Source organism: Roseomonas sp. CAU 1739, from assembly GCF_039839775.1.
Classification (GTDB): domain Bacteria; phylum Pseudomonadota; class Alphaproteobacteria; order Acetobacterales; family Acetobacteraceae; genus Neoroseomonas.
Window position 1 is genome coordinate 16,128 of sequence record NZ_JBDOQQ010000018.1, and the last position, 25,339, is coordinate 41,466.

Consider the following 25,339-nt stretch of genomic DNA (forward strand, 5'->3'; position numbering starts at 1 on the left):
ACGCCATCGGGGTCACGGATTGCCGCCATGACCGGTCTGCGCTGTGCTGCGCCGCCCCAGGAGAACGACCGATGCCCACCGACGACCTGCTGTTCATGTCCGCGACGCATGCTGCCGCGCTGATCCGCCGCGGCGCGCTGTCGCCCGTCACCTATGTCGATACGGTGTTGGCGGCGATCGCGCAGGCGCAGCCGGTGCTGAACTGCTTCGTCACGATCGATGAGGAAGGCGCCCGGCGCGACTCCCTCGCAGCCGAACGCGCGGTGGCGTCGGGCGCGACGCTGGGGCCGCTGCATGGCGTGCCGGTGCACATCAAGGACCTGATCGACGTTGCCGGGATGCGCACGGCAAACGGCTCCGCCATCTTTGCCGAGGCCGCGCCGGCGAAGCGGGATGACGTGCTGGTCGCTCGGCTGCGCTCGGCCGGCGCGATCGTGATCGGCAAGACCACCACGCCGGAGTTCGGCGCGAAGGGGCTGACGGACGGTCCGGCCTTCGGCGCCACGCGCAATCCGTGGAATCTCGGGCGTACCTCGGGCGGATCATCCGGCGGCGCCGCGGCGGCGGTGGCGGCAGGCTTGGCGCCGATCGGCCTGGGCACGGATGGTGCCGGGTCGATCCGCGGTCCGGCCGCCTGCTGCGGCCTGGTCGGGCTGAAGCCGACGCTTGGCGCCGTGCCGGCCGATACGGCCCGCGACACCTTCGGCAACAATACATATGCCGGGCCGCTGACGCGCACGGTGACGGACGCGGCGGTGATGCACAGCATCCTGGCCGGTCCGAGCGCGCAGGACCCGTGGAGCCTGGGTGGCGCAGGCGTTGTGCGCCCGCTGTCGCCGTCGCTGATGGGCGAGGACCTGTCGGCGCTGCGCATCGGCTATATCCCGCGCTGTGCCAATCCGCGTGTCGCGGGCGATGTCGCGGCGAATACCCGCGCGGCGCTCGATGCCTGGGCGGCGATGGGTGCCGTGGTCGAGGAAGTGACCGACGCGATCGACTGGATCGAATACGAAGGGCGCGTGATGTACCAGGCGAATTTCGCGGTCTTCTGCGCACCGTATCTGCCGCAATGGGGCAACCGCATGGACCCGGTGACGCTCGCCTTCATGGAGCGGGGCGCACGTTTCACCCTGGCCGACTTCCGCAACGCGCAATTCGCCCGCACGAGGCTGTTCCGCGCGATGCAGGCGTTGTTCGATCGTTATGACGTGCTCGTCACGCCGACCATGGCGCGGACGGCCCTGCCCATCGACTTCGACGCCGCCAATGACGACGTGATGATCGACGGACAGGCGTGCGGTATCACGCGGCAAGGTTGGACCTCCCCGCAATACCCCTTCAACCTGACCGGCCACCCCGCGGTGTCGCTGCCATCGGGCTTCGGCGATGACGGCCTGCCGACGGCGGTGCAGGTCGTCGGGCGCTGGGGCGCGGAGGCGGACATCCTGCGCCTCGGCGCGCTGTTGGAAGCGGCGCGGCCTTGGGCAGGTCGACGGCCGGTGCTGTCACCCTGACGCCAACGCGTCAGGGCAGGTCGATCACAAGGTTGAGGAAATCGTCGACCACGATCGCGCTGTCCGGGCCGACGACACAGGTGGATTCGCGCTCCTCGATCAGTGCCGGGCCTTGCAGCCGCGCGCCGCTGCGCAACGCGTAGCGGTCATAGACCGGGCAATCCCGCCAGCCCGCACCTTGGAACAGCACGCGGCGCTGCGTGCGTGGTTCCGGTGTGGCGGAACCGGCATTGCGCGGCACGGCGCCGGCAAGGTCGATCGTCCAGCCCGGCGCGGCGCAGGACAGCCTCCAGCTCAGCGCTTCAATCGGGCTTTCCTCGACCACCCGTTCGAAGCGGTCGCGATAATGCTCGAAGAAGGTCGCACGGATGGCGGGAACATCCGTCTCGCTCAACTCGAGGCCCGGCAACGGCACCGGGATCTCGAAGCCCTGGCCGACATGACGCATCTCGGCGACCGGGCGGAAGGTGATCTGGTCCGGCGCGGCACCGGCTTCGGTCAGCAGCGCGCTGCCGGCGGCCTTCATCTCGGCGAACAGTGCGTTGACCCGCGCCCAGTCGATGCGTTCCAGCCGCGCGACGTAGGACCGCACCATGTCGGTCGCTGGCGGTGCGACCAGGAAGCCGAGCGCCGAGGCAACACCGGCACCCAGCGGCACCACCAGCGTCCTGATCTTCAGCAGCCGCGCGAGGTTCCAGGCATGCACCGGCCCGGCGCCGCCGAAGGCGATCATGGTGTAGCGGCGCGGATCCTTGCCCTTCTCGGCCAGGTGCATGCGCGTCGCGGAGGCCATCGTCTCATCGACAATGCGCTGCACGCCGAGCGCGGCCTGTTCGACATCGATGCCGGTCTCAGAGGTGATCCGCGTCTCGAAGGCGTGCCGCACGGGTTCGAGGCTCAGCGACATCTCGCCGCCAAGGAAATACGACGGGTCCAGGCGCCCCAGCACGAGATCCGCATCCGTCACGGCCGGTTCCGTACCGCCACGGCCGTAGCAGACCGGCCCAGGCTTGGCACCCGCGCTGCGCGGGCCGACCTTCATCAGCCCCGAGCCGGAATCGATGCGCGCCAGCGAACCGCCGCCCGCGCCGATCTCGATCATGTCCACCACCGAGACCTTCAGCGGCAGGCCCGACCCCTTCTGGAAGCGGCGCACGCGGCCCGCTTCGAAGTCGAATTTGTGGTTCGGCTCATGATGATCGACCAGGCACATCTTCGCCGTGGTTCCGCCCATGTCGAAGGACACGACATGCTCCAGCCCCGCGAGGCGGGAGATGAAGGCCGAAGCCATCGCACCCGCCGCCGGGCCGGATTCGATCAGGCGGATCGGGAAGTCCTTCGCCTCTCGGACAGTCGTGATGCCGCCGCCCGAAAGCATGATGTAGAGATTGCCGCGGAAGCCTGTCGCTTCCAGTGAAGCCTGCACGCGATCGAGATAGCGTGCCATCAGCGGCTGCACATAGGCATTGGCGCAGGCGGTGGAGGTGCGTTCGAACTCGCGGATCTCCGGGGCCACCTCCGCCGACAGCGAGATCGGCAGCGACGGATACAGCGCGCGGATGATCTCCCCGGCGCGCTTTTCGTGCTGCGGCGCGTGGTAGGAATGCAGGAAGCCGACGGCGATCGCCTCGGCCCCTTCCGCTTCCACCAGTTGCTTCGCGGCGGCGGCGACGGCAGCATCATCCAGCGACTTCAGGACGCGGCCATCGGCAGCAATGCGTTCCGGAATTTCCAGCCGCAGGGCGCGCGGCACCAGCAGCGCCGGCGTCTCCAGGAACAGGTCATAGAGATCGTAGCGCGTCTCGCGGCCGATCTCGATGCTGTCGCGGAAACCGTCGGTGGTCAGCAGGCCGACTGTCGCGCCGGTGCGCTCGATGATGGTGTTGGTCACCAGCGTCGTGCCGTGGATGACGCTGTGCACGTCCTCGGGCTTGAGGTCGGCCTCGCGCAGGATGCGCGCGATGCCGGCGAGGATCGCCTCGGATGGATCGTCGGGCGTGGTCAGCAGCTTGCCGGTGCGCACGATGTTGCGCACGGGGTCATGCAGCACGAGGTCGGTGAAGGTGCCGCCAACATCGACGCCGACGCGCGCGGATTGGGTGGTGGTCATGCGCGTCACTCCACGCCGTAGATGCTGCGGGCGGCAGCCGCCGAGATGTAGCCATGGCGCAGATCGTCCAGCACCGCCGTGCGGGCCCGCTTCTTCGGATCGCCATAGCCGCCGCCGCCGGCATACAGCAGCGTCACGCTCTGGCGCGGTTCCATCGACGTGCGCGACTTCGGATGCGGCCTGGTGCCGTCGCCGAAGGTGATCACCGACGGCCCGCCGGCACCGCCACCGAGGATGCCGCTGGCGGGATTGTCGTGGCGGTCCGACAGCAGCGAAAGCCGCGCCGGCTTGTCGGAATCCAGTTCCAACTCGATCTCCTGGCCAAGCCCGCCGCGGAAGGTGCCCGGGCCGCCGGAATCGGTGCGGAGGCGCTTCTTGCGGACGATGATCGGGGCGACCGATTCATAGGCCTCGATCGACCCCGCACCGACATTGGTCGGGAAAGCGGTGGCGGACATGCCATCCTTGTGCGGGCAGGCGCCCATGCCGCCCGAGGCGAACAACACCTGGGAAAAGCTGTCGCCATCATGCTTGGTGCCGCTGAACAGCGCGCGCATGGTGGGCGCGCCGCCGCATTCGGCGATGACGCGCGTCGGGATCACCTGCGACAGCGCCTTGTAGATCGCGCCCGCCAGAAGATGGCCCGTCAACTGCCGCGCGCTGACCGGGGCGGGGTACAGCGGGTTCAGGATCGATCGCTCCGGCGCCGCCACGGTGATCGCCTGGTACGACCCCTCATTGCGCGGCGTGAAGGGATCCAGCGCGCATTTCACCGGATAGACTGAATAGGCATGCGTGTAGTTCATCACGCAATTGATGCCGCGATCGATCTGCGGCGAGGTGCCGGCATAGTCGATGTGCATCGTGTCGCCCTGCACCGTGACGGCGCAGCGGATCAGGGTGTGCTTGTCGTCGAAGCCGTCGGCGGTGATCTCGGAGTGCCAGGTGCCGTCGGGCACCTCGGCGATGGCACGGCGCATCGCGCGGTTGGCGCGTTCGCTCAGCGCGGCGGACAACTCCTGCAGGTCGGGCAGGCCGGTATCCTCCAGGAATTCAGCGACGCGGCGCGCGCCGACTTCGGCCGCGACGACCTGCGCCTGCAGATCGCCCAGCACCTGGCGCGGCACGCGCACATTGCCCAGCAGGATGTCGAGCATCTGCTGGTTCCACTGCCCCTCGCGCAGCAGGTAGCCGGGCGGGATTCGGATGCCTTCCTCGAAAATCTCGCGGCAATCGGCCGACCACAGCGCGCCGCCGACATCCGGCGAGTGGGAGATCGAGCCCGAGAAGCCGACCAATTTCCCGCGATGGAAGATGCCGGTCACGACCGTGAAGTCCGGCAGATGTCCTGTCGCCAGCCAGGGATCGTTGGTGACGATGGTATCGCCCGGCTTCCAGGTCTCGGCGGGGAAGCGGCGCAGGAAGTCCTTGGTGGTGCGCGGCAGGATGCAGGAGAAGGAGGCGAGCCCGCCGGTATTCTCCGACACGCTGTCCCCGTTGCGGTCCATCAGCACGGTGGCGAAGTCGTTCGACTCCCGCACGATGGTCGAGAAGGCGGTGCGCAGCAGCCCCGTGGCCGCCTCATCCGCCGCCGAGATCAGGCGATTCCAATAGATTTCCAGGGTGATCGGGTCGAGGGCGGCCGCGGGCGCTTCGGGCATCACAGTCTTCCGGTCATGCAGCATTGCAACGGCAATCCTAGGGAGGGCCGGCTAGGCCCTGCCAATATGATTTCCGTCATTATCCATATGTCGATCGAATGGATCGGCCGGCCGTCGCGCCTACTCCGCCGCCGCGTCCGGCGGGTCGCGATACTGCACCTTCTGCTTCGCCAGCTTCTCGATCAGCCGCGCCGAACCGCTCTCCCGCTCCTCGGCGATATGGGCGACCAGGCCGCCGGACCGCGACACCACGGCCAGTCCGCGCATCACCTCAGGCTTGAACCCGATATCCGAGAAGGCGGCGCCGATCGCGCCCGTGGCGTTGATCGTGATGTGCTTACCGGCGGCGCGATCCACTTCCTCCGCCAGGATGCGCAGCATGGCGATATGCGGCCCGGCCGCCCCGGCTTCCTCGGCGATGGCGAACAGCCGTGGGGAACGCGGATCGTCCGGCTTGTGGAAACGGTGGCCGAAGCCGGGAACCGCCTTCTTCTCGGCACGATGCTTCGCGACGACCTCGGCGCAATACGCGCGCGGATCGCCGCCCGCCTTCACCCCGGCCTGCAGGATGCGTGCGCAGCCTTCCATCGTGCCCATGAAGGTGTCGCCGATGGTCATCAGGCTGGCCCCCATCGCCACCTGCATCTGGTCAGGCACCGCGCTGGCAACGAAGCGCGCCGTCAGCGTGTTGAGCGTCAGCCCGTGTTCCATCAGGATGACCAGGCAGGCATCCAGCACGCGCGTTTCCGCCGGCGTCGGCACGCGGCTGCGGAGCAGGAAGAACACCATCTCGGTATAGGTCAGGTGGCCGACGAGGTCGTTCACCAGGTCCTTGCCGCGGATTGTGACCGACGTCTCGTCGGTCGTGCAGAGATAGGTCGTTTCGGCGTCCATCGCGTTTCCCCTGGGCTTGGTTGTCGGCGCGCAGTCTTGCGCCGGAAGCCGGCACCGACAACCGCGCCGCCGATTCAGACCGACACGGCGGGCAGCGAGCCAACCATCCAGCGCGCGATCGCGGTGATCGCGGCATCGGCATGCGGCTGGCCCATCACCTGGACGCCCACGGGCATGCCGCCCACCGCCATCATGGGTATCGTCACCACCGGGGCGCCCAGCGCGGAGCTCGGCGTGTTGTAGACGGCGTCGCCGGTTGGCCGCGGCACCCGCGGCTGGCCAGGCACATCGCCGGCCCACAGCGGCGCTGGGCCCGGCGATGCCGGGGCAATCATGGCATCAACCAGTGGAGCAAGCGCTTCATGGCTCCGGCGCATCTCCTCACGCTGCAGGATGGCGGCACGGTAGTCGTCGGGCGTCCGCTTCTCCGCCGCCGCGAGAACCGCCTTCGATCGCGCGCTGATGCCATCGGGATTGGCCGCGACCAGGTTGCGGAAGCCCCAGTGATTCTCCCAGCCCGTGATCACGCCCGTCAGCGCCTGCACGCCGTCCAAGGCCCGCTCGAAAGATTCGACCAGCGGATGGTCGGCGCGCCGCAGCACCGTGACGCCCTGCGCGCGAAGCGCATCGACCATCGCCTCGAAGGCTGCGCGGGTCGCCTCGTCGGTCTTGATCCAGCCTTCGGCCTCCATCACCGCGAGCGTCATCGGGCGCCGCGGCGGCGGTGGCAGTTCCGGCCCGAACAGGCCGAGCCGACCGGGGTCGCCACCCGCGCGACGGGCGATCGCGGTGGCCACCAGCCACATATCCTCGATCGAGCCGGCATGCGGGCCATGCGTGCTCATGCTGGTCGCCTGTCGTTCGCCGCGGTTGATCGCGCCCTGCGTCGGCTTCAGCGCGACGTTCCCGCAATAGCTGGCGGGGCGGATGATCGAACCGCCGACCTGCGTACCGATCGCCGCCGGCACCATGCACGCACCCACCGCCGCGGCCGAACCGGAGGAGGATCCGCCTGGCGTGCGCGCCTGGTCGAAGGGGTTGGTGGTCGGTCCGGGATGCGCGCCGCCGAGTTCCGTCGTAACGGTCTTGCCCAGCACCACCGCACCCGCCTGGCGCAGCGCCCAGACGCCGGCATTGTCGCGCTTCGGGAAATTGCCACGATACCCCTCGCAGCCCATCTGCGTCGGCATGTCGCGCGTCTCCAGCAGGTCCTTGATGCCGACCGGCATGCCATCGATCGGGGACAGCGGCTGGCCCGCCTTCCAGCGCGCGGTGCTGGCATCGGCGGCTTCCCGCGCGCCGGCCTGGTTCATCACCACCCAGGCGCGCACAACCGGCTCGCGCGCGGCGATCGTTGCCAGGCAGCGTTCAAGATAGCCGCGCGGCGTATCGGTGCCATCGGCGAAGCGCGGCGTCGCGTCATGGAAGGTCAGCGCGCGGAAGTCCCGGGGTGAATAGATGGTCATGGCGCTTGGCCCTCCCTGAAGGTCGCGCCATTGATGCCTGACCCGGAGAGAACGTCCAGCCGAAGGCTCCGCTCGGGTCTGCGCAATGCCCATTCCGCATCGACCCTGCCGGGAGGTGCTCCGCCTGGTCGATGCGGTCGCAGCCGTTCGGGCAGGGCGGGCCGCCACGCTTCGGGGCGATATCGACCACTCCACCGGGTAGGCCGCCGCTCGTGCGTCAAGGCCATGCGCCCGCACACCCGGGGCATGCGCGTTGAAGCCCCAGCCGAAGTCGCCGGCGTGTCAGCGCGCGGCTTCGTCCTTCAAGGCGTCATACAGCCCACGCAGCCGCGCCGTTACAGGACCAGGCAGCCCCGCCGGCAGGGGGCGGCCATCAATGGCGCGCACTGGTGTCAGCCCTCCGAAGGTACCGGTGACAAAGGCTTCCTCCGCGCCATACACGTCCATCAGCGCGAAATTGCCACGCCGGATCGGAATGCCATGCTTCGCGCACAGGGCGATGACATGCCCGCGCGTCACACCGTTGAAGCAGTAGTCGCCGCTCGAGGTACAGACCTCCCCGCCACGCACGAAAAAGAAGTTGGTCGCATTGCAGGAGGAGACGAAGCCATGCGGATCGAGCATCAGCGCCTCATCCGCGCCGGCCTTGATCGCCTGCAGCAGCGCCGTGATCAGGTTGAGCCGACTGTGCGAATTCAGCCGCATGTCGAACATGTCGGCCGGCGAGCAGCGGATGCTGGAGGTGAACAGCGTGAGCCCCTGGGTCACGATGGCCGGGCTCGGCATCTTCCACTCGGCGACGATCACCACCGTAGCCGGGCCGATGGTGTGGCGCGGATCCTGGTTCGGCGCCTTCTTCAACCCGCGCGTCACCATCAGGCGGATATGCACGCCATCTTCCATGCCGTTGGCACGCAAGGTCGCCCAGAGCGCCTCGACCAACGCCTTGCGTGTCATGCCAATATCGAGGTCGATCGCCCGCGCGCCATCGAACAACCGGTCGAGATGCTGGTCGAGGAAGACCAGGCTGCCCCTGTGCAGGCGCATCCCCTCCCAGACCCCATCGCCCAGCACGAAGCCCGCATCGAAGACGGAGACCCGCGCCTCATCCCGCGGCACCAGCGCGCCGCTGAGATAGATCTTCACCGTCGCATTGCGCGGATCGGCGGCGAAATCCTGACTGCCCTTCATGGCGTCTCCTATGCCCAGACCGGGCCCGCGAAGCGCCCGACACGGAATGGCGCGATATCGAGATTGCTGGACGTATCCGTGGCGAGGTCGGCCACCAGCCGACCCGTGGTCGCCGCCCAGGACAGGCCGAAATGGCCATGGCCGAAAGCATAGATCACGTTGCGCGCGCGTGTGGCGCGGTCGATCACCGGCAGGGAATCCGGCAGGCCGGGGCGATGGCCCATCCAGAAGCGCGCGCCCTCCGTGTTGAGACCTGGGAGCAGCGTGCGGGCGCCCTCGATCAGCCGCCGGGCGCGGTCCCAATTGGGCGGCGCCTCCAGGCTCGCGAGTTCCACCGTGCCGGCCAGGCGCAACCGGTCGCCCATCGGCAACACGGCGAAACCGCGTGCCACATGGGACATGGTATGGCGCGGCATGACGCCCGGATCGGGCAACATGACATGATAGCCGCGCTCGCTCTCCAGCGGCACGCGGTCGCCGAGCAGCCTGGTGAGGCGATGCGACCAGGCGCCCGCGGCAATCACCACCTGACTTGCGGCGATGACACGGCCATCGGCGAGGGTGACGCCGCTGACGGCATTGCCTTGCCGCGTGAAGGCAGTGACCTTGCCTGTGACCACCGTGCCGCCGCCGGCGCGGAAACATGCGTCGAAGGCGCGCATCAGCGCCAAGGGGTCGATGACGGACGTTGCGTCGAGCGCCGCGACCGCAAAATGGATGTCCTCGCCCAGCGTCGGTTCGAGCGCATGCAGCGCGTCGCGGTCGAGCAGGTCATGACGCAGGCCGGCCTTGACGCGCATATCCCAGCGCCAGCCATCGGCGTCGAAGGCCGCGCGAGAGGGATAGACGCGCAGATGCGGCCCCGGCTGGACCAGCGCCTGCGCGCCCGCCGCTTCGAGTAGTGGCTGGTAGTCGAGGTGGATGCGGTCCGACAGCGCCGCCATGGATGCCGAGATCGTCGCGACGCGATCCGGCCGCCCAGCGCGCAGCAGGCGGATCAGCCACGGGGTCAGTCGCGGCAGGTGGCGCCAGCGGATCGCCAGCGGCCCCAGCGGATCCATCAGCCAGCGCGGCACCTTGGCCGGCGTGTCGGGGCCGGACAGCGGCACCACCTCCCCCACCGCGAATTGCCCGGCATTGCCGAAGGAAGCCGCGGCTTCAGGATCGCCCGGATCGACCAGTGTCACAGCCAAGCCGCGCCGCTGCATCTGCAAGGCCGAGCACAGCCCGATGAATCCGCCGCCGATGACGACGACCGGCGCGGTCATGCCTTCGGCCCGTCATCCGGGATGGGTGTGCCATCGACGATGCGCCGCCAGGAGAAGCGCGACAGATCGATGGAGCGGAAGCCGCCATCGAGGATCAGTTCTTTCACCGCGCGACCGACTGCCGGCGCGTGCTGCAATCCGTGGCCGGAGAAGCCGGCGCAGAGCAGGAAATTCGGCACGCTGTCCACCCAGTCGATCACCGGATTTCCGTCGAGCCTGTTCATGTCGTAATGCCCGACCCAGCCGCCACGCGGCTTGATGGTCTCGAAGGCGTGGCATTGCTCGGCGAGTTGCGGCCAGAGGTGTTCCTCGAAGACCTCGTGCTGGAGGTCCCAGTTGAAGCCGCCCGGCTCGTTGAAGTTGGTGTGGCCGCAAAGATAGACGCCGGAATGCTGGCGCACCGCGAAGCCGCGCAGATGCCGCATGGCCGGGAAGGTCTCGACCGGGTCCTGCGACAGGAAGTGGAACTGCTGCCGGCGCATCGGTTCGATCGGCACCTTGACGCCGACCATGGCGCAGACGTCGGCGGACCAGCAATTGGCGGTGTTGATGACGATCTCGACAGGCAGGGTCGCGCCGGATTCGAGCCGCGCCGCAGTCACTCTGTTGCCCGCCACGTCGAGCCCGACGACGCGGTCCTTCAGGTAGGTGATGCCAAGCCCTTCCGCCGCGCGGCGATAGCCCATCAGCGCGGCATTCGGGTCGATCTGGCCGTCACCAGGCGACAGCGCCCCGACATCCGACCCCGCGAAGGTGAAGGAGGGGTAGCGCCGGCGCAGTTCCGCCGTTTCGAAGATATCGACTTCGACGCCGAGCGCCTTCTGCATGCGGACATTGGCCTCCAGCGAGGCGATCGCCTCCGCGCCTTCGACCAGGAACAGATAGCCGATGCGGTGGAACTGCGGGTCGAAGGTCACCTTGCCGCCGGTGACGTGCTGGTCGAAGGCGGAATAGACCGTGTCACCATAGAGCGACATCTGCACATTCTCGGGCACCGCATGCTGCAACCGGACGCCGCCCACGGCCCGCGGAGTGGCGGCGAATTCATAGGTCGGATCGGGTTCGACCACGGTGACCTCTGCCACCATGCCCGCCCGGGCGAGGGAATAGGCGATGGCGGACCCCATGATGCCGCCGCCGATGATGACGATGCGCCGCATGGCAGCGTGACTCCTCAGGAATGGCCGGCGGCGCCGGGTTCGGGCAGGCGGAACAGGGTGTGGCTGCGCAGGAACTCGCGCGTGCGCTCGCGCTGCGGATTCTGCAGGACCTCCTGCGGGGTGCCTTCCTCATGCACTTCCCCGTCCTCGAGGAAGATGACGCGGTCGGCGACGTTGTAGGCGAAGCCCAGCTCATGGGTGACGACGAGCATGGTCATGCCTTCCTCGCTCAACCGCCGCATCGAAAGGAGAACTTCGCCCACCAATTCTGGATCGAGGGCGGAGGTCGCCTCGTCGAACAGCATCATCGTCGGCTCCATGGCCAGCGCGCGCGCGATGGCGACGCGCTGCTGCTGGCCGCCAGACAGCCGTGCCGGGTATTCCCGCGCCTTTTCGAGGATGCCGACACGCTGCAGGTTGTCATGCGCCAGCTTGCGCGCGGCGCTTTCCGACAAGCCGCGCAACTTCATCGGCCCGATCATGACATTGCCTTCGACCGTCATGTGCGGGAACAGGTTGAACTGCTGGAACACCATGCCGACCCGGGCGCGCAGCGCGTTCAGCTCGCGGTTGGCATAGGCCATGACGCCTGGCTTCTGCGTCGCCTGGCCGACCAGCTTGCCCTCGATGGTGATGCGGCCTTCATTCGGCATTTCGAGGAAGTTCAGGCAGCGCAGCAGCGTGCTCTTGCCCGATCCGCTGGCGCCGAGGATGACCACCGTCTCCCCCTTGCGGACCGAAAGGTTGATGCCACGCAGCACATGAAGCAGGCCAAAGCGCTTGTGCAGGTTCTCGACGCGCAGGACTTCATCCATGCCGGCGCAGCCTCCTTTCCAGCAGGGACGAGAAGAGACTCACCACAGCCAGGACGATGATGAAGAAGACGCCCACCGCCGTGTAGCTCTCGATCGGGCGGAATTCCTGGTCGCTCAGCACCTTGGCCGAATACAACACCTCGCCATAGGCGATGGTGGAGGCGATGGCCGTGGTCTTGACCAACTCCATCACCTGGTTGGTCAGCGGCGGCACGATCGAGCGGAGCGCCTGCGGCAGCACGACGTAGCGCATCTGGCCGAGATAGCCGAAACCGATGGCGCGCGCGGCGTCCCACTGGCCCTTCTCGATCGACTGGATGCCGCTGCGGAAGATCTCGGCCATGTAGGCGCCGGCATAAAGCGACACCGCCGTCGCGGCGGCGACGAAGGGGCCGGGCTGCGCGCCGGTCATGATCGGGATTGCGAAGTAGCACCAGAGGATCTGCACCAGCACCGGGATGTTGCGGAAGAACTCGACATAGCAGGTGCCAAGCAGCCGCAGCGCGGCGAAGCGCGACAGCCGCGCCGCCGCGAAGACCAGGCCGAGCACGGTGCCCGCGAGCACGCAGGTGATGGCGAGGCGAAAGGTCCCGAGGATGCCGCGCAGGATGAAGTCGCGCTGCCCGAGCAGGAAGGCGAAGTCCCATTCATGGTCCATCGCCGGCCTACTCCGGCACCGCGAAGCGACGCTCCGCAAGGCGCACCAATTGGCTGGCCGCGAAGATCACGCTGAAGAAGAACAGCGCGACGACGGTGAAGGTCTCGATCGGGCGGAAGGTGTCGGACGCCGTGCGCTGGGCCATCTGCACGATCTCGGTGTAGGAGATCGCGGCGGCGAGCGAGGTGGTCTTGAACAGCTCGGTCAGCCGGGTGAAGAAGACCGGCACCATGCGCCGCACCGCCTGGGGCAGGATGATGTAGCGCAGCGTCTTGCCCAGCCCCATGCCGAGGGCCTTGGCGGCCTGCCATTGGCCGGCCTTCACGCCCTGGATGCCGCCGCGGAAGACCTCGGCCATATAGGCGCCGGTCTGCAGGCCGAGCGTCAGCGACACCGCGATGAAGGTGCTGAAATCGACGCCGACCAGCAGCGGAAAGGCGAAGAAGAACCAGTAGATCAGCACGATGGTCGGCGAGGCGCGGAACAGATCCGTGTAGATCACCGCAAGCCACGAAATCACCGGCAGCCGCGACAGGCGCAGCAGCGCCACCAGCAACCCGATCGGGAAGGCGATGAGGATCGCCATCCCGGCCAGGCGGAAGGTGCCCTTGGCCCCTTCGATCAGCAGGTCGCTGTGCCGGAAGACGGCACCGAAATCCCACTGATACTCCATCCTGCCGCTACCAGGCCTCGCGCTGGATGGCGGTGGCGCGGCCGGGTTCGAGGCCACGGAAGGTCATGAACTCGTCGTAGAAGCGCTGGGTGATGCCCGCATTGTAGTAGTAGGCGACCACGGTCGACAGGTAGTTCGCCCAGCGCGAATCCACTTCCTTGCGCACACCCGCACCAGCCGGCACCGCGACGACCGGGCGAGGGATCAGCGTCTTGCCGCTGCGCAGCCGCGCGATGGCAAGGTCCGAGCCCGGCGCGGTCATGAAGGCGGCGTCGATCCGGTTCGCCTGCCAGGCCGCGAGCAGCTCGCCGGTCGTCTGGTAGCGCTGGATGCTGCCGCGCGGCGAAAGCCGTGTCAGCGTCTGGTCGGTCGAGGTGCCGAGCACGACGCCGCTCCGCGCCGCCGGATCGCTCAGTTCCGCCCAGGTCGTGGGCGCGAAGTTGTTCTTGGCGAGGGCTGCGACCGGATACCAGAGGATCGGGTTGTTGACGAAGTCGATCGCCAATGCGCGTTCCGGCGTCGGGTCCAGGATGAACATGGTGTCGATCTGGTTGGCCTGCAGCGCGGCGACCGCGGTGCCCCAGGTGACCTCCACCATCTCAAGCTGCACGTTCATCGCCTTGGCGATGGCGTCGCCAAGGCTGGGGCCGATGCCGCGCCAGGTCACATCGCCAATCTTCACGCCGCCCGGCGCGCTGGCATTCGCGGTATCCTTGAAATACCACGGTTCGGTCAGCGCGGCACCGACGCGCAGGCGCCTGGTCTGCATGATCTGGTCCCAGGTGGACGTCGCCCCTTGGGCCTGCGCCGCGCGCGTGCCGAACAGCGCGCCACCGGCGGCGGCAAGGGCCGGGAACATCCGGCGCGTGATTGACCGTTCCATCGTGCGAGCCTCCTCGATCTTCGCCGTGCGGCATGGTCGCCGCATCGAACACTGGGCGGTGCGATGGCAGCCTGATCGCGCTGCCAGGCATCCGCCTTGATGAAGCCGTATCGTCTCCCGGTGCGAACGGTAGGCACATCCTGGCAGGGTCGCCTATCCCCGATTTTTGCTGTTGCGGGGCATGCTGCACACGCTTCGCTCGCAACGCGGCGACAGGCTGCGCAATAAGATCGCAGTTTCGTGCCGTACCGGCGGCTCGGCGGTGCCAGGGCCGATTGGCGTCGCGCGCCAGGTCGCGCGATGATGGCGGGCAACCCTTCGACCATCCGGCCCGTCCCGCAGGAGACCGCAACGTGACCCTGACCGAAGCGGCGCTTGTCGCGCTCATCGCGCGGGCCTTCGAACGCCACGGCATGAGCCCACCGAATGCGGCGCTGGTCGCCGCCGTCGTCGCGGCGGCCGAGCGCGACGGCGCCGCCAGCCATGGCCTGCTGCGTCTGGATGGCTATATCGCGACGCTGCGCAGCGGCTGGGTCGATGGCGCCGCGGCGCCCGTGGTGGCGCAGCCGGCCCCGGCCATCCTCGCCGTCGATGCGCGCAACGGCTTCGCGCAGGTCGCACTTGCCGCGGTGCGCGACCAGGCCATGGCGGTTGCACGCAGCCAGGGGTTGGCGGCGGTGTGCATCGCGGATTCACACCATTTCGCCGCGCTGTGGCCCGATGTCGAGCCCTTCGCCGAACAGGGGTTCATCGCCCTGACGGTGGTCAACACACGCAGCCGCATCGTGGCCTGGGGCGGGCGACGGAAGGTGCTCGGCACCAATCCCATGGCCTTTGCCTGTCCGCGCGGCGACGGACCGCCGGTCGTCTGGGACCAGGCCTCCAGTCAGCGTGCCCAGGGCGAGGTGCTCAAGGCACGCATCGAAGGACGGCCCGTGCCGGAAGGCGTGGGGCTCGACGCCGCCGGCGAACCGACCACGGACCCTGCTTCCATCCTGGACGGCGGTGCGCTCCTGCCCTTCGGCGGTCATAAAGGTGCGGGCATCGCCTTCATGATCGAGGTGCTGGCCGCCGCGATGACCGGTGGACGCTTCGGCTTCCAGGATGATTCGCCGGCCTTCCCCGGCGCGCAGACATCCCGGGCCGGGCAGTTCCTTCTGGTGATCGACCCGGCGCGTGGACCTGGCGGAGACGTGCCGGGCCGCATTGCCAGCCTGGTGTCGATGCTGCGGGAAGCCGGCGCGCAGCGGATGCCGGGAGACGAACGCCGACACCGGCGGGCGCAGTCCCTGCGGGACGGGATATCGATCCCCGATGCGGCCCATGCGAAGCTGGTCGCCTTGGCAGGAGACACGCAATGACGAAGCCGGCACCCGAACGCGGCACCTCTCGCCGCCGCCTGGAGGATGACCGCTTCCTGCGCGGTACCGGCCGCTTCGTGGACGACATCGCCGTGCCGGAGGCGCTGCACGGCATCGTCCTGCGCTCACCGCATGCGCATGCGCGGCTCGTCTCGATCGATACGGCCGATGCCGCGGCAATGCCCGGGGTGCACGCGGTGCTGACCGCGGCGGACCTGCGCGCCGACGGCATCTTCCCGATGCCCTGCGTCGCCAAGGTGGCGACCGTCGCGCCTCTCATCATCCCGCCGCGCCCGGCCCTGGCCGAGGGCGCGGTGCGGCATGTCGGCGACCCGGTCGCCTTTGTCGTCGCCGAAACGCTGGCCCAGGCACGTGACGCCGCCGAGGCGATCGCGGTGGACTATGACCCGCTGCCCGCCGTCACCGATGGGGCGGCGGCGCTGGCATCCGGCGCACCGGCGCTGTGGCCGCAGGCGCCGGGCAACCTCGCCTTCCGCTTCCGCAAGGGCGATGCGGCGGCGGTGGAGGCTGCGTTCGCGCAGGCCGCCACCGTCGTCACGCTCGACCTGGTGAATAACCGCGTCACCGCGGCACCGATGGAACCGCGCACCGCCATCGGCCGCTTCGACGCAAGGACCGGCACCTTCCTGCTGGAGGTCAGCGGCCAGGGCGTGCATGGCATGCGCGACCAGTTGGCCGACCACATCTTCCGCGTCCCGCATGACGCGATGCAGGTGATCTGCCCCGATGTCGGCGGCGGCTTCGGCGCGAAGAACTTCGTCTTCCCGGAATACGTGCTGCTGCTGGCCGCCGCGCGCCGGCTTGGCCAGCCGGTGCGCTGGGCCTCGGAACGGACAGAGGATTTCCTCAGCACGGCCCAGGGTCGCGACAACCGCACGCATGCCCGCCTGGCGCTGGACGCCGAAGGCCGCTTCCTGGGCCTGGATGTCGAAACCGTTGCGAATATGGGCGCCTATCTGTCCGGCAGCGGCCCGGGCAGTTCCACCAATGCGCCGGGCACCGCGATGGGCGGCCTCTACGACATTCCGGCCATCCACATGGATGTACGCGGCGCCTTCACCAACACGGTGCCGATCGACGCCTATCGCGGTGCCGGCAAGCCCGAGGCCAACTACATCATCGAGCGGCTGATCGACCTCGCCGCGCATCGCACCGGCCGTGATCCGACGGTACTGCGGCGGCAGAACCTGATCGCCGGCTTCCCGCACCGCACCGCGATGGGGATGGCGATCGACTGCGGGGAATTCCAGGCCAATCTCGACCGCGCGCTGGTCGCGGCCGATGCCGAGGGCTTCACCGCCCGGCGCAGCGCCGCACGGTCGCGCGGCATGCTGCGCGGCCTCGGCGTGGCGTGTTTCTTGGAGACATCGCGTGGCGCGCCCGGCGAGTGGGCCGCGGTACGCTTCGAAGCCGATGGCCGCATCGCCCTCGCGCTGGGCACGCAGTCCAACGGCCAGGGGCATGAGACGAGCTTCCCGCAGATCGCCGCCGACCTCCTCGGCCTGCCGGTCGAAGCCTTCCGGCTGGTGCAGGCCGATACGCGCCAAGTCGCGCGCGGCCACGGCCATGGCGGTGCGCGGTCCCTGCATATGGGTGGGGAGGCGTTGGTGCGCGCCATCGACGCCGTGCTGGCGAAGGCGCGCGCGCTGGCCGCCCAGTTGCTGCAATGCCCCGAGGCGGCGCTCGCCTTCGCTGACGGCCGCTTCAGCCTGACCAACGAGCCCGGCGGTCGCGGCATTGGCCTGATCGAGCTGGCCCAGGCGGCACGCGAAGCCGGCGGTTCGATCGATGCCGAGGTGGACAGTGACCTCGACCTGATCACCTTCCCCAATGGCTGCCAGGTGGCGGAGGTGGAGATCGACCCGGACACCGGGGAACTGCGCCTGGAGCGCTACGTCGCGGTGGACGACTACGGGCGCCTGATCAATCCGATGCTGACCATCGGGCAGGTCCAGGGCGGCCTCGCCCAGGGCATCGGGCAGGCATTGTTCGAGGAAGTGTCATTCGACCCCGAATCCGGTCAGATCCTGACCGCTTCGCTGATGGATTACTGCCTGCCGAGGGCGATGGACCTGCCGCCGATCGAGGTCACCTGCATCGAGGTGCCGACCGCCTCGAACCGGCTAGGCGTGAAGGGTTCCGGCCAGGCGGGTTGCATCGGCGCGCCGCAGACGGTGATGAATGCCGTCCTTGACGCCCTGGCGCCGCTTGGCATCGAGACGATGGACATGCCGGCCACGCCGCCGCGGATCTGGCAGGCGATCCGGGACGCCGGGCGCTGACCGCGCGGTGCTCCTCACCAACATGACCTGCACGTGAACCGATGGAACTCCGGCACCTCCGCTACTTCGTCGTTGTGGCCGAGGAACTGCACTTCAGCCGCGCAGCCGAACGCCTCGGCATCTCGCAACCTCCCCTTAGCCAGCAGATCCGCGCCCTGGAGGACGACCTCCAGGTGCGGCTGCTCGACCGTACCAGCCGCACCGTCGAACTGACCGAAGCGGGCCGGCTGTTCCTCGCGGAGGCGCGCGCCACGCTCGACCAGGCCGACCGGGCGCGACAGACCGCAGCGCGGGCGCATCGCGGCGAGATCGGGGAGCTGACGGTCGGGCTGTTTCCCTCCGCCTTGCTGGCAAAACCGGTCGCATCGGCCATCCTTGGCTTCCGGCGCCGGCATCCGCGCGTGCGTCTGGTCCTGCGCGAGCGCGCCGTGCATGCCGCGGTGCGGGAATTGGCGGGCGGCGGCCTTGAGATCGCCTACCTGCGCTATGCCACCCGGCCCGAGATCCCGCCTGGCTTCGTGCTGACGGAGGTGATGCGGGAGCCGCTGATGCTGGTCGTGCACGAGGCGCACCGTCTCGCGCAGCGCGACGATCCGGTGCCGCTCGAGGAACTGGCGCAGGAGCCCTTCATCCATTTTTCCCCGCGTTCGGACAGCGCCCTGCACGAGCATGTCGCCGCCGTCTGCGCGACAGCGGGCTTCGAGCCACGCATCGAGCAGGAAGCCAACCAGAACGGTTCCATCCTGGCGCTGATCGGCACCGGCATCGGCATTTCCATTCTGCCGCGGTCGCTGTGCCGCCTGACGCTGCCGGAACTCCGCGTGCTGCCGATCGCCAGTGCGGCGGCGACGTCGGGCATCTGGCTGGCGCATCGCCGGCGCGGCGGCGGGCCGCTGCTGCGCACGCTCGTGGACCTCGCCCTGGCCCAACAAACCGAAGGCTGATCCGTACCGGCGCCACCCGATCACGCGGCGAATGCCAGAACGGCATTGCCGTTGCCCCGATGCGCCGGCCAGTATGCCTCAACCACGCTGGATGCATGGCACCGCGCATGACCTCCCCGGCAACGTCCTGGATTGGCCTGTTCGATCTGTTCCGGATCGGCGTCGGGCCATCGAGTTCCCATACCGTCGGGCCGATGGTGGCCGCCGGGTCCTTCGTGGCCATGCTGAACCCGGCGCGTCCGGTGGAGCGGCTGAGCGTGGAGTTGTTCGGCTCCCTCGCCCTCACCGGCAAGGGTCATGCGACGGATGCGGCGATCATCCTCGGCCTGACTGGTGCCAGGCCCGACACCATCGATCCGGACGACGCGGCGATCCTGGTCCAGGGGGTGCGCAGCCTGCGCCGGCTGACCTTGCCGGATGGTCGGCGGGTCGCCTTCGATCCACAAACCGACATCGTCTTCCGGTCGCGCGAGACGCTGCCCTTCCATACCAATGCGCTGCGCATGACGGCTGAATGTGCCGAGGGCGAGGCGTGCACGCGCGTCTACTATTCGGTCGGTGGTGGCTTCGTCGTCGACGAGCATGGCGAACCGCTGCCCGGCACCACCTCGACCGCTGGCGACGTGCCGCATCCGTTCCGCAATGCGGCCGAACTGCTCGGACGCGCGGATGCTGCCGGATTGTCGATCTCCGCGCTGATGCGCGCCAACGAAGCGAGCCTGCGCAACCCGTCCGAACTCGCATCCGGCATAGCCCGCATCCGCGATGCAATGCGCGCCTGCATCGCCCGCGGCCTGCGCGGCGAAGGCGAACTTCCCGGCGGCCTGCGCGTGCGGCGGCGGGCACCGGACCTGTCCCGCACGCTGGAAGCGCGCGCCCTGCGCAATGAGGCCGACCCGCTGGGGGCCATGGATTGGGTGAATCTCTGGGCGTTGTCGGTGAATGAGGAGAATGCCGCCGGCGGGCGCGTGGTCACCGCGCCGACCAATGGCGCCGCGGGAATCATCCCGGCCGTGCTGGCATACTACGAACGCTTCGTGCCAGGTGCCGACGTCACCGGCATCGAGACCTTCCTTCTGACCGCCGCGGCGATCGGCGCGATCATCAAGCGCAATGCCTCCATCTCCGGCGCCGAGGTCGGCTGCCAGGGCGAGGTCGGATCGGCCTGCGCCATGGCGGCGGCGGGGCTGGCGGCGGCCCTGGGCGGCACCAATGCGCAGGTCGAGAATGCCGCCGAGATCGGGCTTGAACACAATCTCGGCCTGACCTGCGACCCGGTGGCCGGTCTCGTCCAGGTGCCCTGCATCGAACGCAACGCCATCGCCGCGGTGAAGGCCATCAACGCGGCGCGGCTCGCACTGCATGGCGATGGGCGCCATCTGGTCAGCCTCGACCAGGTGGTCGCGACGATGCGGCAGACCGGCCTCGACATGTCCCACAAGTACAAGGAGACGTCGCTGGGCGGGCTGGCGGTGAACGTCGTGCAGTGCTGAGCCGCCGCCAGCGGCTCGGCTGCCGCAGTATCGCCCGCAGCGCGCGGCCGCCGGTCATGACGCAGGCGTGACCCCTGTTGCAGCGCGCAGCGTGCAGCGGGTCTTCCTCATTGATGAGAACGCCTTGAATATGCCGACCGGACATTGGGGGCTCGGCCATGGACTGTGGTGAGATCGGCTTTCTCGGGGTGCGCGAACTCGGCGCGCTGTATCGCGCGCGCAAGCTCTCGCCGGTCGACGTGGCCAAGGCGGTGCTCGACCGCATCGAGAAGGTCGAGCCGAATGTGAACGCGATGATGCGCACCACGCCGGACCACGCCATGGCGGCGGCGCGACGATCCGAGGCGGTGTTCATGCAGCGCGACACGCCCCGGCTGCTCGAAGGCATTCCCGTCACCATCAAGGACCTGCAGCACACCCGCGGCGTGCAGACGGATTTCGGCACGGCCATCCTGCAGGGCACGATCCCGGATGTGGATGCGCCGTGCGTCAGCCGCCTGCTCGATGCCGGCGGGATGTTGATGGGCAAGACCACCTCGGCCGGCGAATGGGGCTGGAAGGGGGTGAGCCAGGCGATGATCTCGGGCATCACCCACAATCCCTGGGGCAAGGGGCTGAACGCCGGGGCCTCGTCCTCCGGGGCCGGTGTCGCGGCGGCTTGCGGCTATGGGCCGCTGCACCAGGGCGGCGACGGGGCGGGGTCGATCCGCATGCCGGCGCATTTCTCGGGCGTCTATGGGCTGAAGCCGACGCATGGGCGGGTGCCGAACTGGCCGGTCTCGAACAACGATCTCGCGACCCATATCGGGCCGCTGACGCGCAGCGTTGAGGATGCCGCGCTGATGACCCAGGCGATGGCTGGGCCACATGTGTGGGACTACACGTCGCTGGAAGCCCCGGCGCAGGACTACGCCGCGCAACTCAAGGCGGGCAGCATGAAGGGCAAGCGCATCGGTTTCACCCGCGACCTGGGCCATGCGCGCGTCGATCCCGAGGTGGCCGAGGTGGTGGCCCGCGCCGTCACGGCCTTCGAGGAGATGGGCGCGCATGTCGAGGAGGTGACGCCGGCCTGGGGGCCGCTGGGACCCGAACTCGTGCGCTTCTTCTGGCCGGCGACCTTCAGCGGGCGGATCAGTAGCCTGCTGGAATTCGAAAGCCGGATGGATCCAGGCTTCGTCGCGATGATCAAGCACGCATCCACCTTCACCGCGCCGCAATTCATGCAGATGCGGCTGCGCCGCTTCGACTACATCCAGCAGATCCACGACTTTATGGAGGGCTACGACTTCCTGCTCTCCCCGGCCGTCAGCGTGGCCGCCTTCCCGGCCGACCGGCTGCAGCCGGAACATTGGCCGCAGCATGACTGGGATTGGCTGATGTGGGCGGAATTTTCCTATCCGTTCAACTGGTCGGGCAGCCCGGCGGCCAGCGTTCCCTGCGGCTTCACCCCGGCGGGGCTGCCGGTGGGGTTGCAGATCGTCGGGCGGCGCTTCGACGATCTCGGCGTGTTGCAGGCCAGCGCCGCCTTCGAGGAAGCGCGTCCCTGGGCGCAGCATCGGCCGCCGCTCGCGCAATAAATCCCTTATCCACCAACGGAGAGTGAGTGCCATGAAGCGTCGAGACTTCCTTGCCACCGCCGCGGCCGGCGCCGCCTCGCTTTCCGCCCCGGCGGGGGCGCAGCAGCGCACAACGGTGCGCTTCGTGCCGCAGGCCGACCTGGCGCTGCTCGACCCGGTGTTCACCACCGGCCTGGTCACCCGCAACCATGGCTTCATGGTCTATGACCAGCTCTACGGCCTGGACGACACCTTCACCCCGCAACCGCAGATGGTCGAAGGGCATGTCATCGAGAATGACGGCAAGACCTGGAAGCTGACGCTGCGCGAGGGGCTGCGCTTCCATGACGGCACGCCGGTCCTCGCACGCGATGCGGTGGCCAGCATCAATCGCTGGATGCAGGTCGATGCCTTCGGCCAGACGCTGCGCGGCGTGACGGAGGAGATGAGCGCTATCTCCGACCGGGTCATCCAGTTCCGGCTGAAGAAGCCCTTCCCGCTGCTGCCGACGGCGCTGGCGAAGCCCTCGGCCTTCTGCCCGGTACTGCCGGAGCGCCTCGCGACGACACCGCCCAATGTGCAGATCACCGAAATGGTCGGCAGCGGGCCGTTCCGCTATCTGCCCGGCGAACGCGTGGCCGGGGCGCGCAATGTCTATGAGAAATTCGCCGGCTATGTGCCGCGTTCCTCCGGCACGCCATCCTTCGCCGCCGGGCCGAAGATCGTGCATATCGACCGCGTCGAATGGGTGACGCTGCCGGATGCGGCGACGGCCGCGGCGGCGTTGCAGGCGGGCGAGGTGGATTGGTGGGAGCAGCCGCAGCCGGACCTGCTGCCGCTGCTGCGGCGCAACCGCAATATCCTGGTCGAAGCCAAGGAACGCGGCGGCCTGATGGGCATGATCCGTTTCAACCACCTGGTGCCGCCCTTCGACAATCCGGCGATCCGCCGGGCCTTCCTCGCCGGCGTCAACCAGACCGAATACATGCAGGCGGTGATGGGGGAGGAACGGTCCCTGTGGAACGATCGCTGCGGATTCTTCCTGCCGGGCAGCGCCATGGCGACGGATGCCGGGCTCGAGGTGATGACCGGCCCGCGCAGCTTCGACAAGGTGAAGCGAGACCTGGAGGTTGCGGGCTACAAGGGTGAGCGCGTCGTCTTCGTGGTGCCGACCGACCTGCCATCGCTGAATGCGATGAGCCAGCTTGCGGCCGACATGTTCCGCAAGGTGGGCATCAATCTCGATTACCAGGCGCTCGACTGGGGCACGGTGCTGCCGCGGCTGGCGAACAAGGAAGGGCTCGATCGCGGCGGCTGGAGCGTGTGGTGCAACTACATCCCCGGCATCATCGCGACCACGCCGGCGACGCAATCCTATGTGCGCGGCCTGGGGCGCAACGGGCCGTTCGGCTGGCCGGAATCGGCGCGCATCGAGGCACTGCGTGACGAGTTCATGGATGCCGGCACGCTTGCCGACCAGCAGCGCATCTGCCGCGACATCCAGATGCAGGCCTGGCAGGACGTGCCCTACATCCCGACTGGGGCGTGGATGCAGCCCTTCGCCTTCCGCCGCAACATCACCGACATGCTCAACGGCTTCCCGCTGTTCCACAACATCCGCAAGGGATGACGCCGGATGCGGCGCTGCCCATGATGGGGCGCGTCGCACATCCCCGATTGCGCGCCGGCTCGACTGCGCGCGTGACCGCTTCGCGGATTTCAGGAGGCCACATCGGCATGAACGCGTTCGACGAACTCTCTGCCGTCAATGGCGTGGCGTATATGGACGGTCGCTATGTGCCGCTCGCCGAAGCCTCCATTCCCATCGTCGATCGCGGTTTCCTGCGTTCGGATGTTACCTATGACGCGCTGCATGTCTGGAAGGGCCGCTTCTTCCGCATGCAGGACCATATCGACCGGTTCCGTGCCTCCATGGCAGGGCTGCGCATGTCGCTGCCCCACAGTGATGCGGAATTGTCGGAGATCCTGATGGAATGCGTCCGGCGCACCGGCCAGCGTGATGCCTTCGTTATGGTGATGTGCTCGCGCGGCATCCAGCCGCCCGGGACGCGCGACCCGCGACTTTGCCGCAATCGTCTCTATGCCTATGCGCAGCCCTTCCTGTGGATCGCCAATGAAGAGCAGCGCCGCGATGGGTTCCGCATGGTCTTGTCGAAGACCCAGCGTATTCCGCCTGAATCGCTCGATCAGCGGATCAAGAACTTCCATTGGCTCGACCTGACAATGAGCCTGTTTGAGGCCTATGACCGCGATGCCACGGTGACCGTGCTGCCGCTCGCCGATGGCACGGTCACCGAGGGGCCGGGCTTCAATATCTTCATCGTCAAGGACGGCGTGCTGGCCACACCCGATCGCGGCATGTTCGAGGGCATCACCCGCCGCACCGTTGCCGAGATCGCCGCCGATCTGCAGATGCGCTGCGAGATCCGTCCGGTGCGCGCCGAGGAACTCGACAGCGCGGACGAGATCTTCACCAGCACCACGGCCGGCGGCATCACGCCGGTCACCTGGTATGAAGGCCGCCCGATCGGCGACGGCAGGCCAGGCGCCATGACCATGCGCATCCACGACCTGTACTGGCGGCGGCACGAGGACGATGCCTTCGCGACGCCGGTCACCTACGACGATTGAATCGCCGGGGATGGACGAATGGTGATCGCGGGCCATCGACGAACGCCGACATGGCGCTGTGCCTGCAAGCCGGCGCAGCGCATGCGGCGACATGCGTACTCCGGGGCCTGCTTCGCCTGATTGTAGGCGAAGCCTGGATTGGCGAGATGGTTGGCGTATTCGGCCGGGCCGAGGATGCCAAACAGCGCGCCATGGGCCGTGGCCGTCCCACACCATCCTCCGGGGCGTGTCCGCGGCCAGGTTGGGAATCGCTTGCGCTGAACGGAGCGTGGGCACGGTCAGGCTCGCAGCGGAACGATATCTCGGCGACAGTATCCGGATCGTCGGTGCTCACGCCCGGAACTACCCGCGGCTCACCGAACCGGGCACCTGGCAGAGCCGTGCAGAAGCACGCGAGCGGCAGGTCGGGATCCAGCCAGCGCACAGGCGCGCGCCGCCCGGGAAACGCCGCCGCGACTTGAAGTGCCATGTGGCCGCGCGTTCGATGCGGCATCGCGCCGCTCGCTGGCGACGCACAGCGCGGGGTTGTGTTGCAGGCGATGGAGCAAGACGCCGAAGCCGTTCCGGACCGCATGGCGTGGCGGAACAGCAGTGGCTCACGGCCGTATTGTGGCCGGCCGGTGGGCTTCCAAGTGCTTGATATTCAATCGCGGGCGGTGGTGGAGCTGAGGGGAATCGAACCCCTGACCTCCTCATTGCGAACGAGGCGCTCTCCCATCTGAGCTACAGCCCCGCCG

Annotated in this window: 19 protein-coding genes and 1 tRNA gene; 8 read left to right on the forward strand and 12 right to left on the reverse strand. The window is 68.3% G+C overall.

The genetic code is table 11. The features are described 5' to 3' along the window. Positions 1–71 precede the first annotated feature (71 nt). A complete protein-coding gene (locus AAFN86_RS23665; RefSeq protein ID WP_347546034.1) occupies positions 72–1,514 on the forward strand; it encodes an amidase family protein in 1,443 nt (480 codons plus the stop codon). A gap of 10 nt (positions 1,515–1,524) precedes the next feature. Here AAFN86_RS23665 and AAFN86_RS23670 read toward each other — a convergent pair whose 3' ends face one another. The 11 genes from AAFN86_RS23670 to AAFN86_RS23720 form a co-directional block, all read right to left on the reverse strand. Continuing rightward, a complete protein-coding gene (locus AAFN86_RS23670; protein ID WP_347546035.1) occupies positions 1,525–3,624 on the reverse strand; it encodes a hydantoinase/oxoprolinase family protein in 2,100 nt (699 codons plus the stop codon). Between the two features lie 5 nt (positions 3,625–3,629). Further along, positions 3,630–5,285 carry a hydantoinase B/oxoprolinase family protein gene (locus AAFN86_RS23675; RefSeq protein ID WP_347546036.1) on the reverse strand — a complete coding sequence of 552 codons (1,656 nt, stop codon included), beginning with the start codon at positions 5,283–5,285 and terminating at the stop codon, positions 3,630–3,632. Between the two features lie 120 nt (positions 5,286–5,405). Beyond that, complete coding sequence (locus tag AAFN86_RS23680; protein WP_347546037.1) at positions 5,406–6,179, reverse strand: citryl-CoA lyase; 774 nt, start codon at positions 6,177–6,179, stop codon at positions 5,406–5,408. Between the two features lie 74 nt (positions 6,180–6,253). Further along, entirely contained in the window at positions 6,254–7,645 is a 1,392-nt protein-coding gene (locus AAFN86_RS23685) for an amidase (protein ID WP_347546038.1), read from the reverse strand. Positions 7,646–7,927: 282 nt separating this feature from the next. Then, positions 7,928–8,836 carry an aminotransferase class IV gene (locus tag AAFN86_RS23690; protein ID WP_347546039.1) on the reverse strand — a complete coding sequence of 303 codons (909 nt, stop codon included), beginning with the start codon at positions 8,834–8,836 and terminating at the stop codon, positions 7,928–7,930. 8 nt (positions 8,837–8,844) lie between these two features. Further along, the gene (locus AAFN86_RS23695; protein WP_347546040.1) at positions 8,845–10,104 is read right to left on the reverse strand and encodes an FAD-dependent oxidoreductase; all 1,260 of its coding nucleotides are present in this window, start codon (positions 10,102–10,104) and stop codon (positions 8,845–8,847) included. Beyond that, complete coding sequence (locus tag AAFN86_RS23700) at positions 10,101–11,264, reverse strand: FAD-binding oxidoreductase (RefSeq protein ID WP_347546041.1); 1,164 nt, start codon at positions 11,262–11,264, stop codon at positions 10,101–10,103. Before AAFN86_RS23700 ends, AAFN86_RS23695 begins: the two co-directional genes overlap by 4 nt. A 14-nt stretch (positions 11,265–11,278) precedes the next feature. Further along, on the reverse strand, positions 11,279–12,079 hold the full coding sequence (locus AAFN86_RS23705) for an amino acid ABC transporter ATP-binding protein (protein ID WP_347546042.1): 801 nt from the start codon (positions 12,077–12,079) through the stop codon (positions 11,279–11,281). Then, on the reverse strand, positions 12,072–12,737 hold the full coding sequence (locus AAFN86_RS23710) for an amino acid ABC transporter permease (RefSeq protein ID WP_347546043.1): 666 nt from the start codon (positions 12,735–12,737) through the stop codon (positions 12,072–12,074). Before AAFN86_RS23710 ends, AAFN86_RS23705 begins: the two co-directional genes overlap by 8 nt. Before the next feature lie 7 nt (positions 12,738–12,744). After that, positions 12,745–13,410: an amino acid ABC transporter permease gene (locus AAFN86_RS23715; RefSeq protein ID WP_347546045.1), complete on the reverse strand. Its 666-nt coding sequence runs from the start codon at positions 13,408–13,410 to the stop codon at positions 12,745–12,747. A 7-nt stretch (positions 13,411–13,417) separates the two neighbouring features. Next, entirely contained in the window at positions 13,418–14,293 is an 876-nt protein-coding gene (locus AAFN86_RS23720) for a transporter substrate-binding domain-containing protein (protein ID WP_347546047.1), read from the reverse strand. Between the two features lie 353 nt (positions 14,294–14,646). On the opposite strand from AAFN86_RS23720, the gene AAFN86_RS23725 reads away from it, so the two are divergent. From AAFN86_RS23725 to AAFN86_RS23755, 7 genes are all read left to right on the forward strand, one after another. Further along, positions 14,647–15,654, forward strand: coding sequence for an Ldh family oxidoreductase (locus AAFN86_RS23725; RefSeq protein ID WP_347546048.1), 1,008 nt, complete (start codon positions 14,647–14,649; stop codon positions 15,652–15,654). After that, positions 15,651–17,957 carry a xanthine dehydrogenase family protein molybdopterin-binding subunit gene (locus AAFN86_RS23730; protein ID WP_347546050.1) on the forward strand — a complete coding sequence of 769 codons (2,307 nt, stop codon included), beginning with the start codon at positions 15,651–15,653 and terminating at the stop codon, positions 17,955–17,957. The genes AAFN86_RS23725 and AAFN86_RS23730 overlap by 4 nt, the downstream gene beginning before the upstream one ends. Positions 17,958–17,998: 41 nt before the next feature. Then, a complete protein-coding gene (locus AAFN86_RS23735; RefSeq protein ID WP_347546051.1) occupies positions 17,999–18,901 on the forward strand; it encodes a LysR substrate-binding domain-containing protein in 903 nt (300 codons plus the stop codon). 107 nt (positions 18,902–19,008) lie between these two features. Next, positions 19,009–20,394 carry an L-serine ammonia-lyase gene (locus tag AAFN86_RS23740; RefSeq protein WP_347546052.1) on the forward strand — a complete coding sequence of 462 codons (1,386 nt, stop codon included), beginning with the start codon at positions 19,009–19,011 and terminating at the stop codon, positions 20,392–20,394. A gap of 158 nt (positions 20,395–20,552) precedes the next feature. Further along, positions 20,553–21,971 carry an amidase family protein gene (locus AAFN86_RS23745; protein ID WP_347546053.1) on the forward strand — a complete coding sequence of 473 codons (1,419 nt, stop codon included), beginning with the start codon at positions 20,553–20,555 and terminating at the stop codon, positions 21,969–21,971. 31 nt (positions 21,972–22,002) lie between these two features. Beyond that, positions 22,003–23,580 (forward strand): ABC transporter substrate-binding protein, encoded by a 1,578-nt coding sequence (locus tag AAFN86_RS23750; protein ID WP_347546054.1) that lies wholly within the window; start codon positions 22,003–22,005, stop codon positions 23,578–23,580. A gap of 107 nt (positions 23,581–23,687) precedes the next feature. Next, positions 23,688–24,602, forward strand: coding sequence for an aminotransferase class IV (locus tag AAFN86_RS23755; RefSeq protein WP_347546055.1), 915 nt, complete (start codon positions 23,688–23,690; stop codon positions 24,600–24,602). Between the two features lie 657 nt (positions 24,603–25,259). Here AAFN86_RS23755 and AAFN86_RS23760 read toward each other — a convergent pair. Then, positions 25,260–25,335: transfer RNA gene (locus AAFN86_RS23760), tRNA-Ala, on the reverse strand. Positions 25,336–25,339 lie beyond the last annotated feature (4 nt).